At 61.3% G+C, this 11,466-nt stretch carries 13 protein-coding genes; 10 read left to right on the forward strand and 3 right to left on the reverse strand.

Annotated features, from left to right (window positions below):
* From odhB to DWB67_RS01615, 5 genes are all read left to right on the forward strand, one after another.
* Complete coding sequence (gene odhB, locus DWB67_RS01595) at positions 1 to 1,509, forward strand: 2-oxoglutarate dehydrogenase complex dihydrolipoyllysine-residue succinyltransferase (RefSeq protein ID WP_119805737.1); 1,509 nt, start codon at positions 1 to 3, stop codon at positions 1,507 to 1,509.
* A gap of 176 nt (positions 1,510 to 1,685) precedes the next feature.
* Entirely contained in the window at positions 1,686 to 1,940 is a 255-nt protein-coding gene (locus DWB67_RS01600) for a hypothetical protein (protein ID WP_119805738.1), read from the forward strand.
* Between the two features lies 1 nt (position 1,941).
* Positions 1,942 to 2,334 carry an MAPEG family protein gene (locus tag DWB67_RS01605; protein WP_119805739.1) on the forward strand — a complete coding sequence of 131 codons (393 nt, stop codon included), beginning with the start codon at positions 1,942 to 1,944 and terminating at the stop codon, positions 2,332 to 2,334.
* A 72-nt stretch (positions 2,335 to 2,406) separates the two neighbouring features.
* Positions 2,407 to 3,801, forward strand: a complete 1,395-nt coding sequence (gene lpdA / locus DWB67_RS01610) for a dihydrolipoyl dehydrogenase (protein WP_119805740.1) — start codon at positions 2,407 to 2,409, stop codon at positions 3,799 to 3,801.
* A 52-nt stretch (positions 3,802 to 3,853) separates the two neighbouring features.
* A complete protein-coding gene (locus DWB67_RS01615; protein WP_370453563.1) occupies positions 3,854 to 4,318 on the forward strand; it encodes a transglycosylase SLT domain-containing protein in 465 nt (154 codons plus the stop codon).
* Positions 4,319 to 4,357: 39 nt separating this feature from the next.
* Here DWB67_RS01615 and DWB67_RS01620 read toward each other — a convergent pair whose 3' ends face one another.
* Positions 4,358 to 4,933 (reverse strand): lytic transglycosylase domain-containing protein, encoded by a 576-nt coding sequence (locus DWB67_RS01620; protein ID WP_119806146.1) that lies wholly within the window; start codon positions 4,931 to 4,933, stop codon positions 4,358 to 4,360.
* 258 nt (positions 4,934 to 5,191) lie between these two features.
* On the opposite strand from DWB67_RS01620, the gene ssb reads away from it, so the two are divergent.
* Together ssb and DWB67_RS01630 are read left to right on the forward strand one after the other, a co-directional pair.
* Positions 5,192 to 5,710 carry a single-stranded DNA-binding protein gene (ssb, locus tag DWB67_RS01625; protein WP_119805742.1) on the forward strand — a complete coding sequence of 173 codons (519 nt, stop codon included), beginning with the start codon at positions 5,192 to 5,194 and terminating at the stop codon, positions 5,708 to 5,710.
* 219 nt (positions 5,711 to 5,929) lie between these two features.
* Positions 5,930 to 6,973, forward strand: a complete 1,044-nt coding sequence (locus tag DWB67_RS01630) for a Glu/Leu/Phe/Val dehydrogenase dimerization domain-containing protein (RefSeq protein WP_119805743.1) — start codon at positions 5,930 to 5,932, stop codon at positions 6,971 to 6,973.
* An 84-nt stretch (positions 6,974 to 7,057) separates the two neighbouring features.
* On the opposite strand, the gene aroB is transcribed toward DWB67_RS01630, so the two are convergent.
* Entirely contained in the window at positions 7,058 to 8,164 is a 1,107-nt protein-coding gene (gene aroB / locus DWB67_RS01635) for a 3-dehydroquinate synthase (protein WP_119805744.1), read from the reverse strand.
* Positions 8,161 to 8,715: a shikimate kinase gene (locus tag DWB67_RS01640; protein ID WP_119805745.1), complete on the reverse strand. Its 555-nt coding sequence runs from the start codon at positions 8,713 to 8,715 to the stop codon at positions 8,161 to 8,163. The genes aroB and DWB67_RS01640 overlap by 4 nt, the downstream gene beginning before the upstream one ends.
* A 125-nt stretch (positions 8,716 to 8,840) precedes the next feature.
* Between DWB67_RS01640 and DWB67_RS17975 the strand changes: the two genes are divergently transcribed.
* Genes DWB67_RS17975 through DWB67_RS01650 form a run of 3 tightly spaced genes read left to right on the forward strand, consistent with a single transcriptional unit; the run spans position 8,841 to position 11,462 of the window.
* Entirely contained in the window at positions 8,841 to 8,999 is a 159-nt protein-coding gene (locus DWB67_RS17975) for a hypothetical protein (RefSeq protein WP_182911480.1), read from the forward strand.
* Entirely contained in the window at positions 8,971 to 10,494 is a 1,524-nt protein-coding gene (locus DWB67_RS01645; protein ID WP_119805746.1) for a hypothetical protein, read from the forward strand. The genes DWB67_RS17975 and DWB67_RS01645 overlap by 29 nt, the downstream gene beginning before the upstream one ends.
* Positions 10,491 to 11,462, forward strand: coding sequence for a tyrosine recombinase (locus DWB67_RS01650; protein WP_119805747.1), 972 nt, complete (start codon positions 10,491 to 10,493; stop codon positions 11,460 to 11,462). Before DWB67_RS01645 ends, DWB67_RS01650 begins: the two co-directional genes overlap by 4 nt.
* Positions 11,463 to 11,466 lie beyond the last annotated feature (4 nt).

An 11,466-nucleotide genomic window follows, 5' to 3' on the forward strand; every position in this document is an offset into this window, starting at 1 on the left:
ATGACAACCGAAGTCCGCGTGCCCGCACTGGGCGAATCCGTCACCGAGGCCACCATCGCCACCTGGTTCAAAAAACCCGGCGACCGCGTCGAGATCGACGAGATGCTGTGCGAGCTGGAAACCGATAAGGTCACCGTCGAAGTGCCCAGCCCCTCGGCTGGTGTGTTGGCAGAAATTGTGGCAGCCGAAGGTGAAACCGTCGGCCCCGATGCTCTGCTGGCCCAGATCGACGAGGCAGGCAGTGCCGCTGTCCCCACCAAGAAGGCCGAAGAACCCAAGGCCGCCGAAACACCCGAAGGACAAGACAAGATGAGCGGTAAATCTGTGGACGTGATGGTTCCGTCCCTGGGCGAAAGCGTCACCGAGGCGACCGTTGCAACCTGGTTCAAGAAAGCCGGTGACAGCGTCGAGGTCGACGAGATGCTGTGCGAGTTGGAAACCGATAAGGTCTCGGTCGAGGTTCCGGCCCCTGCCGCGGGCGTATTGGCCGAAATTCTGGCCGAAGAAGGCGCGACGGTCGATGCCAAGGCCCGTCTGGCCATCATCACCGAAGGTGCCGCCGGTAAAGCAAGCGCCCCTGCAACCGCGCAGGAAACCGTGCTGAAAAACGCAGGCCCCGAAGAAACCCGCCTGCGTTCGGACGTCGAGGATGCGCCGTCGGCCAAAAAAGCCATGGCCGAAAAAGGCGTCAGCCGTGATCAGGTTCAGGGTTCGGGCCGTGACGGTCGTGTTATGAAGGAAGACGTGGCCAAAGCATCGGCACCAGCGCCTGCTGCTGCGCCCCGCGCGCCGTCATCGGCCAGCGACGCCGACCGTGAAGAACGCGTCAAGATGACCCGCCTGCGCCAGACCATCGCGCGCCGCCTGAAAGACGCCCAGAACACCGCGGCGATGCTGACCACCTATAATGAGGCCGACATGTCCGGCGTCATGCAGCTTCGCAACGAATATAAAGATGCCTTCGAAAAGAAGCATAAGGTCAAGCTGGGCTTCATGTCCTTCTTCGTCAAAGCATGCTGCCATGCGCTGAAAGAAGTGCCGGAAGTTAACGCCGAAATCGACGGCACCGATGTTGTCTATAAGAACTTCGTCCATATGGGCGTCGCTGTTGGCACGCCCTCGGGTCTGGTGGTTCCGGTTGTCCGCGACGCCGACCAGAAAAGCTTTGCTGAGATCGAGAAAGAAATTGGCGCTTTGGGTCTGAAAGGCCGCGACGGCAAACTGTCGATGGCTGAAATGCAGGGCGGCACCTTCACCATCTCGAACGGTGGTGTTTATGGGTCGCTGATGTCCTCGCCCATTCTGAACCCTCCGCAGTCGGGCATTCTGGGCATGCATAAGATTCAGGAGCGTCCGGTCGTTGTCGGCGGTCAGATTGTGATCCGTCCGATGATGTATCTGGCGCTGTCTTATGACCACCGCGTCGTTGACGGCAAAGGTGCTGTGACCTTCCTGGTTCGCGTCAAGGAAGCATTGGAAGATCCGCGCCGCCTGCTGATGGATCTTTGATCTGATATCGGGGGTCCGCTTAGGCGGGCCCCTTTTCCTGTCTATGCGCATCAGGATGGATCTGAAGGCCGCGCCGTTGCGTTTCCTTCCACCTTCGCCCGCTGCGTTATGTGATCGGACTTGCATCATTCGCGCCAAGGGCAGAAAATGATCCCACCCTTACCGGAGCCAAGATCATGCAGCTGATCATCCGCTATACCCACCAGAACATCACGGATTTCCGCACGGCATTCGATGCCGACGCCGAAGATCGGGGACGCAATGGATTGTCATTGCTGCAGCTCTGGTCCGAAGGCGACGGTCATTCATGGGCGCTGTATCAGGTGAATGATGCCAAAGCGGCCCGCGATTATCTGCAGGGTGCCGCCAAGGTCTTTGAAACGCAGGCCGGTATCACCGCCAGCGATGCCCATTTCCTGGAGACTGCGTAACATGCCCGCCGAGGTTACCGCACTTGCGCTTGCCGGTTTGTTACAGGTCGCACAATTCGCCACATATTCCGTCGTGGCGCAGCGTCAGGTCGGGCGTGCTGCGGCACTTAGCCCGCGCGACAATATCTCGACCCAGCTGACCGGACGGGCGGGCCGTTTGCAGCGCGCCTTCAACAACCACTTCGAAGGGCTGATCATGTTCACCCTTGCGGTGGTCGTGGTGACGATTGGCGATGCTTCCTCGGGGCTGACGGCAGTATGCGCGTGGGTCTATCTTTTGGCCCGCATCCTTTATGTGCCTGCCTATGTCCTTGGCTGGGTGCCTTGGCGCTCTGTCATCTGGGCGGTTGGATTTGCCGCGACCGTTGTGATGATTGTGGCGGCGCTGTTCTGAACGCTTATGTAAAATATCCCGTCAAGATACGGGCGGCGCAACGCCCCCTGTCCTGCGGTCCGAAAGAAAGGAATTTCCATGTATGATCTGATCGTGATCGGCGCCGGTCCCGGCGGCTATGTCTGCGCCATTCGGGCCGCACAGCTGGGCCTGAAAGTGGCTTGCGTCGAAGGCCGCGAAACCCTTGGCGGCACCTGCCTGAACGTCGGATGTATTCCGTCGAAGGCGCTGCTGCATGCCAGCCATATGCTGCATGAAACGCACGAAAATTTCGCTAAGATGGGTCTGATGAATGCAAAGGTCGATGTCGATTGGGCAACGATGCAGGGCTATAAGCAGGACACCGTCAACGGCAACACCAAGGGCATCGAATTCCTGTTCAAGAAGAACAAGATCGACTGGCTGAAGGGCTGGGCCCAAATCGAGGCCGCTGGCAAGGTCAAGGTCGGCGACACCGTGCATGAGGCGAAGAACATCGTCATCGCCACCGGTTCGGTACCTTCCGAACTGAAAGGCGTCACTGTTGACAATGCAGGCGGCGTTGTCGTCGACAGCACCGGTGCGCTGGCCCTTCCCAATATCCCCAAGTCGATGGTCGTTATCGGTGCAGGCGTCATCGGGCTGGAACTGGGCTCGGTCTATTCGCGTCTGGGTGCGGATGTTACGGTTGTCGAATATCTGGACGTCATCACGCCCGGCATGGACGCCGAAGTGCAAAAGCAATTCCAGAAGCTGCTGACCAAGCAGGGCCTGAAATTCGTTCTGGGCGCAGCGGTCAAAAGCACCGAGGTCACTGACGGCAAAGGCAAAGTTACCTATGCCCTGAAAAAAGACGACAGCGAACATGTGATCGAGGCGGATTGCGTGCTGGTCGCTACAGGCCGTCGCCCGACCGTCGATGGTCTGGGTCTGGACAGCTTGAGCGTCAAGATGACCGATCGCGGTTATGTCGATGTCGATAAGCATTGGGCGACCAGCGTCAAAGGCATCTATGCCATCGGCGACGCCGTTCCCGGCCCGATGCTGGCCCATAAAGCCGAGGACGAAGGCATGGCCGTCGCCGAGGTGATCGCAGGCAAGCATGGTCATGTGAATTACGACGTGATTCCGGGCGTCATCTATACCACCCCCGAGGTTGCCAACGTCGGCCTGACCGAAGAGGCTGCCAAGGCCGGTGGCCGTAAGGTCAAGGTCGGCAAGTTCCCCTTCATGGGCAATGCGCGCGCCAAGGCGATGATGCAGGCCGACGGTTTTGTGAAGCTGATCGTCGATGCGGAAACTGACCGTATCCTTGGCTGCCACATCATCGGCCCCTCGGCTGGCGATCTGATCCACGAAGTTTGCGTAGCCATGGAATTCGGTGCCTCCGCCGAGGATCTGGCCCTGACCTGCCACGCGCATCCGACAGTCTCGGAAGCCGTGCGCGAAGCTGCTTTGGCTTGTGGCGGCGGGGCAATCCATGTCTGACGCCACTCTGGCGGCAGATCGGGGGGCCATGCCCCCAAAAACTACCGGTATGATGATGGGGCGGCGCTTTGCCGTCCTTTCATTGTTGGCACTGGCCGCTTGCGGTGACAGCAGCAACAGCAAACCAAGCCGCTTGAAATCCAGCGGTCTTTATCCCAATGAAACGCCCTATCTGCGCCAGCGCATCAATTTCTGGTCGCGCCATTACGGCGTACCATCGTCATTGGTACAGCGGGTGATTTTGCGCGAATCCCATCACCGTCCCGATGCCCGCAACGGCCCCTATTACGGGCTGATGCAAATCGTGCCACAGACGGCGCGGACGATGGGGTATCGGGGGCCGGATTCAGGATTGCTGGATGCCGATACCAACCTGCGTTACGGCGTCAAATATCTGCGCGGCGCATGGATGGTGGCCGATGGCGATCCTGACAAGGCAGTCGGCTGGTATGCGCGGGGCTATTACTATGAAGCCAAGCGTAAGGGTTTGCTGAAAAAGACCGGACTTCGCAGCTGACAATGATAAAGGGCCCCGAAGGGCCCTTTTTTCATCCGTTTAGCCGCCTGCGATAATCCGCACATAATTGCGCGTTTCGCGATATGGCGGAATACCACCGTATTTCTGCACAGCCCCCGGACCGGCGTTATAGGCCGCCAGTGCAAGGTTCCAATTGCCGAACTGGTTGTACATCATCCGCAGGTACCGCGCGCCGCCATTCAAATTCTGCACCGGATCGCTGGCATTCACGCCCAGTTTTGCCGCCGTGCCGGGCATCAGCTGTGCCAGACCCATCGCGCCTTTATGCGACTTGGCGTTGGGGTTCCAACCCGATTCCTGTTGGACCAGCCGCAGGAACAGATCCTCGGGGATGCCGTTGCGCTGTGCGGCGGCGCGGGCATGGGGCAGATATTCGGTGCGGCGACCGGTATAACGCGGAATATTGACCGCTTCCTCGACCACGACATTGGTTTTGGCCCCACCGGGCTGCAGGCGTGTCGATTGCTGGTATTGCGTTGAAAGACGCGAATCCATCAGACGTGTCTGTCGGGCAAACTGGTCGGCGCGGGATTTGGAGGAGCTGCCGGAAAGTCGCAATCCCTCGGCCATGACGGGCGTCGCGACGGCGCCCATCAATGCCACGCACAGTACCGCCTTCACAGAAGTTCTGATCCGCATATCTCCGGTCCCTCGTCCTTGTCAGCTTTGGCTGTCGCCTGTTTTGTCCCAGACTATACATGAAATGGAAGCGCATGCCACCTTGCTTGCTTTGCGCCATATTGCGGCTGGGCGACTTCCTGCCTTCAAGCTATAATGCGAATAGCTTGCAGGCCCCTGTCGCGCTGCGATAGACCCCTGTGAAACCGAAAAACATCACCAAGGAATTCCGTCATGGCAGGCAGCGTCAACAAGGTCATCCTGATCGGCAATCTGGGCCGCGACCCGGAAATCCGCAGTTTCCAGAACGGCGGCAAGGTCGCCAACCTGCGTATTGCCACATCCGAACAGTGGAAAGACCGCACCAGCGGCGAACGTCGCGAACGCACCGAATGGCACAGCGTTTCGATCCTGTCCGAGGGTCTGGTCAATGTCGTCGAACGTTTTCTGAAAAAAGGCAGCAAGGTCTATATCGAGGGCCAGCTGGAAACCCGCAAATGGCAGGACCAGTCCGGCGCGGATAAATACAGCACCGAGGTTGTCCTGCGCGGCTTCAACAGCACCTTGCAGATGCTGGACGGTCGCGGCGAAGGCGGCAGCAGCATGGGCGGCGGCGGCGGTGGCGGCATGGGCGGCGGCGGTCGCGATCAGGGCGGCTATGACAGCTATGGCTCGGGTCCGGCATCGGGCGGTTCGGGCGGTGGTTCGCAGGGCGGCGGTCGTCCCGATTACGACGACGAAATTCCGTTCTGATCAGGCCAAAACAACGAATCAAATCTGATACGGGCGGCCTACGGGTCGCCCGTATCCAATTTTGGGAATGACCGACATTGCTGTGATCCGCATCAGGACGCACAGGTCTTGCGCAATCGCCGCCCTTGGCTTTGCAAATGATCCTGCACTTGCAATATAGCCCGCGTCGGGGTCTGAGGTCACACCCCGCACATCCACGTTACCCAAGGAAAACATGCAATGGCACTGACTCTGACCGATATGACCACCCCGGATGGATTCGAACAGTTGGTGCTGGCCCAAGATCCCGATGCCGGTCTGCGCGCTTTGATCTGCATCCATTCGACGGCCCTTGGCCCTGCTGCGGGGGGGTGCCGGATGTGGTCCTATGCCGATGATCAGGCGGCCATTCATGACGTGACACGGCTGTCACGCGGCATGACCTATAAGAACGCCATGGCCGATCTGGGGCTGGGCGGTGGAAAATCCGTCATCATCGGCGATGCCCGTTACGACAAGACGCCCCAGCTGATGCAGGCATTCGGTCGTGCCGTCGATGCACTGGCCGGTCGTTACTTCACCGCCGAGGATGTCGGCATTTCACCCCAAGACATGGCCCATGCCGCCAGCCAGACGCCCTATGCGGTCGGTCTGTCCGGTGCATCGGGCGATCCCTCGCCCTGGACTGCCGAAGGGGTGTTTCGCTGCCTGAAAGTTGGTGCGGCGCATGTCTTTGGCACGGATGACTTGACGGGGCGTCGTGTGTTGGTGCAAGGGTTGGGCCATGTCGGCCTGTCACTGGCCGAAAAGCTGCATGCAGCCGGCGCAAGGCTGACGGTCACCGACATCAATCAAATGGCACTTGATGACGCACAATCCCGCCTTGGCGCCTCGATCTGCCCCCCCGATCAGGTTTTCCAGCAACCGATGGATATTTTCGCCCCCTGCGCCCTTGGTGGTGTGTTGACCAAAGACAGCGTGCCCATGCTGCAAGCGCGTCTGGTCTGCGGCGCTGCCAACAATCAGCTGGCCACCGAAGATGTCGCCAATCTGCTGGCCGCGCGTGATATTACCTATCTGCCCGATTACGTCGTCAACGCAGGCGGAATCATCAGCGTCGCAAGCGAAATTCACTCCAAGCCGGATGCATGGCGGCTGGAACGTCTGGTTGCCATCGCGGGTCGCGTTGACCAGATGCTGACCCGTGCACGCACCGAAGGAAAACAGACCAGCCAGATCGCCGATCAGATGGTCGAAGAGATGTTGAAAACCCGCAAAACCTGAACCAGCGTCGCGGTAAAGAGTCAGGACGGCGCAGCCGTCCAGCGCCGCCATTCCCCTTGATGGGGGATGGCGGCGCTTGCTGCCTTAGCGCGCGTCGCGCAAGACAGCGCCAAGCGTGTCGGTGTCAACGCCATCGCTGACAAAAGCCTGTCCGATGCCATGCGCCAGAACAAAGCGCAGCTGACCGTCCACGACCTTCTTGTCCTGTCCCATCAGGGCGATCAGCGCCGCATCATCGGGCAGATCACCCGGAATATCGGACAGGCGCGCCGGCATGCCCATCCGCCGAAGATGTTCCAGAACACGGCTGGGGTCTTCCTGACTGCACAGCCCCATTCGCGCCGACAGATCGAACGCCAAAGCACAGCCGATGGCCACACCTTCGCCATGCAACAACCGATCGGAATATCCGGTCGCCTGTTCCAGCGCATGCCCGAAGGTATGGCCCAAATTCAGCAGCGCACGTTCGCCCTGTTCGGTTTCGTCGCGGGTGACGATACCTGCTTTCATGGCCACCGAATGGGCGACCGCCTGCTGGCGCAGGGCTGGATCATCGCGCAGTCCGGTTGCATTCTTTTCCAGCCACTCGAAAAACAAGGCATCACCCAGCATGCCGTATTTGACGACCTCGCCATAGCCTGCCAGAAAATCGCGCGGCGTCAGGGTCTCCAGCACTGAAATATCCGCCAAGACCAGCGATGGCTGGTGGAATGCACCGATCAGGTTTTTACCCTGTGCGCTGTTGATGCCGGTCTTGCCACCGACGCTGCTGTCGACCTGCGCCAGAAGCGATGTCGGCAGTTGCACGAACCGCACCCCCCGCCGCAGGATCGATGCGGCAAAGCCGACCAGATCGCCGATCACCCCGCCCCCGAGGGCCAGAACGACATCGCGGCGTTCGACCTTCTGTTCCAGCAACCATTCGACGCATCGGGTCAGATGCGGCCAGCTTTTCGTGGATTCACCGGCAGGCAGGATCAGGGTTTCATGCGCAATGCCTTCGGCCTTCAATGCGGCCTGTAAGGGCGACAGATGCAGTGGGGCGACATTTTCATCGGTGACGATAACGACACGCGGCCGTGCCAGCAGCGGTGCGATTTCCACCCCTGCGCGGTTGATAAGACCCGTGCCGATCCGCACGTCATAGGCGCGGTCGCCCAAAGGCACATGGACGGTAACAGGTGCGGTCATGATTTGTCCTCGGTGATCAGTTTCGGATCGGCCTGCTGCAATTGCGCGATCAGCCGTGTGGTCGACCCCTCGACGGTGTCACCTGCATGGGACAGGAATTCGACCTCTGATCGGGCATAGACCGGACTGCGTTCGGCCAGCAGCCGCAGCAATGTGCCTTTGGGATCGGCGGTTTTCAATAACGGGCGGGTGCTGCGCTGGCGCACGCGGTTCCACAGAACATCAGGCGGGCAGTTCAGCCAGACCGATATTCCACGCCTGCGGATACAGGCACGGTTTTCGGGCCGCAGCCACGCCCCCCCGCCGGTCGACACGACGCCGGGACGGGCTGCCAGCAGCCGTGTCAGCACCTGACTTTCGCGGTCACGGAAAAAGCCTTCGCCGTCGCGGTCGAAAATTTCACTGATGGTCATGGCGGCTGCCGATTCAATTTCCGCATCGGAATCAGTGAATGGCACCCGCAACCTGCGGGCCAGCTCGGTCCCGATGGCAGTTTTCCCCGCACCCATCATTCCGATCAGCACGATATGGCGCGTAAGGCCCTTGGTCATTCCAACCCCCGTCAATCGGGTCACTGAATGACGTGATCTTTCGGAAATTGCCATATATATTCGGGAGAAACCGGCGTAAGACCGGCCCAAGCCAAATAAAACACGGTCGAGCAAAGGCGAATGTGATGCGGATGATCAAAGTAGTGGTTGTGCTGGTTCTGGCAGGTCTGATCGGCCTTACAGGCTATGCCTATTTCGGTGATATGGCCCCAAACCGCACCGAAACACGCAGCCCGCTGGCACTGGGCGCCACTGATGACACGGCCGAGCCTGCCAGTGACTAAAGCCGGTCCCTGCCTGACGCGCACCTTGGCGTTATGCCTGACAGCGGCCATGACGGTCCAGCCGTTTGCCGCCGTCGCGCAACAGCCCCTGTCGGCCAGTGACTGGCTGTCGGGCAGTGTGCGCGGGCCGCAACGTGAAAGTTCGGCATGGCGGCCCGGCGATGTCGGCAGTCGCCGTCCGGACCGCAAAGGCCAGCCCAGCAAGCGCGCGGTTGCCGAAAGCGGTGCGGTCGGCGCGGTGCAGGTCACACGGCTGGACCAGACAAACCCCGATCACACCGGCACCCAAAGCGCCCGTCGCGCCGGTCTGCCGGTCGATCTGTGGGCCGGCAGCGATCCTGTCGTTCTGGCGCAGCTTGTTCTGTCCACCCCTGCCCGTCTGCCCGCGATGCAGAACCTGATGCGGCGGGTGCTGACCGCACAATTGACGCCGCCGCAGCAAAGCAGCGCCGAATCGCCTTCGCATCCGGGACAGCTGTTTCTGGCCCGCGCCGACCGCCTGCTGGACATGGGTGCGCTGCAATCCGCCCAAGGCCTGTTGATTGCCGCCGGTCCGGGTGAGCCTGAAATCTTCCGTCGCATGTTCGACATTGCCCTGCTGGAAGGCGACGAATCACGCGCCTGCGCCATTATGGACAGCACCCCCGGCATCGCCCCCAGTTTCGCGGCCCGTATCTTCTGTCTGGCCCAGACCGGTGATTGGGCCGCTGCCGCCGTCAGCCTGCATGGCGCCGAGGCGCTTGGCCTGATCGACGAACGCCGCGCCATCCTGCTGACGCATTTTCTGGACGACGCTTTCGTGGACAGCGACCAGTTGCTGGACCCCAGCGACCGCATGACTCCGATCGAGTTCCGCATCCACGAAGCGATCGGCCAGCCGCTGCCCACCACGTCGCTGCCCGTCGCCTTTGCCCAATCAGATCTGCGGATCAACAACGGCTTCAAGGCGCGGGTCGAGGCGGCGGAACGTCTGGTGCGCGCCGGTGCCCTGTCACCCCAACAGCTGCGGTCGATTTATGCCGAACAGCGACCTGCGGCCTCGGGCGGGGTCTGGGAACGCGCCGGTGTGATGCGCACGCTGGAGGCTGCCTTGCCCACAGGCGATTTAAGTCAGGCCCTGCCCCGCGCCTTCGATGAATTCCGCACTGCGGGAATGGCCGATCTGCTGGCAGGCATGATCGCGCAGGAACTGCCCGACAGCGATGACCCCGAAGCCGCGCGGATCACTGCGCTGCTGCGGGCGTGGCAGAACATTGCCCCCGTGCCGGAAGACGTCGAGCCTTTGGAAACGCTTCCCCTGCCCCACGTGCCGGAAACGGCCAAGGGCGAGGCTTTGCTGACCGCGATGACCGATATCGACGCAGCCGTCGAAGGCGATCCGGCCCGCGCCGCACGCGGTGTGGCCATGCTGCGCGCGCTGGGGCTGACCGATGACGCCGACCGCGCCGCCGCACAGATTGCCTTGCTGCCCGAACTGTCCGAGGACCCGACATGAGCGATCACCGTGCCATTTCGGATTTTCTGGATGCACAGGCCGCCGAGGCAGGGGCCGCGCGCAACACCCTGTTGGCCTATGGGCGCGATCTGCGTGATCTGTCCGACTGGCTGGGGCGCAAAAGGCTGACCATGGCCAATCTGACCCGCGACCAGATCGACGACTATCTGGCCCATTGCGACGCGCAGGGCCTGTCGCGGGCCACCCGCGCCCGTCGCCTGTCGGCCATCCGCCAGTTCACCCGCTTTGCACTGGAAGAAGGCTGGCGCACCGACGACCCCGCTTTGCGTATTACCGGTCCGGGCCGTGCCAAGCGCCTGCCCAAGACGCTGGACCGCGACGAGGTGAATGCCCTGCTATCCGCCGCCGGTCGTCTTGGCCGGACCGAGCGTGACCGCGCCCGCAACACCTGTCTGATCGAGCTGCTTTATGCCACGGGCCTTCGTGCAACCGAACTGGTGTCCCTGCCGGTGGCTGGCTGTCGCGGTGATCCCTCGGTGCTGGTGGTGCGCGGCAAAGGTGGCAAGGACCGCATGGTCCCGCTTAGCACCCCTGCAAAAACCGCATTACGTGACTGGATCACGCTGCGTGACGCCGCCCCGCAAGGTAGCCCGCTGTACCGTTTGTTGCAAACCAACAGCGCCCGCTGGCTGTTTCCCGCGATCGGCGCCGCAGGCCATATGCCGCGCCAGACCCTGTCGCGCCTGTTGAACGAAATGGCGGTCGAGGCGGGGATTTCCCCGTCCCGCGTCACGCCCCATGTCATCCGCCACGCCTTTGCCACCCATCTTCTGGAAGGCGGGGCCGATCTGCGCAGCATCCAGATGCTGCTTGGCCATGCCGATCTTGGCACGACCGAAATCTATACCCATGTGCTGGACCAACGGATGCGCGACCTTGTTTTGAACCATCACCCGCTGGCGCGCGTTGCCGGCGAATGCCGGGATACCGGCGACACCTCAACCTGATTTG

The sequence above is a fragment of the Paracoccus sp. JM45 genome, assembly GCF_003590715.1.
Classification (GTDB): domain Bacteria; phylum Pseudomonadota; class Alphaproteobacteria; order Rhodobacterales; family Rhodobacteraceae; genus Paracoccus.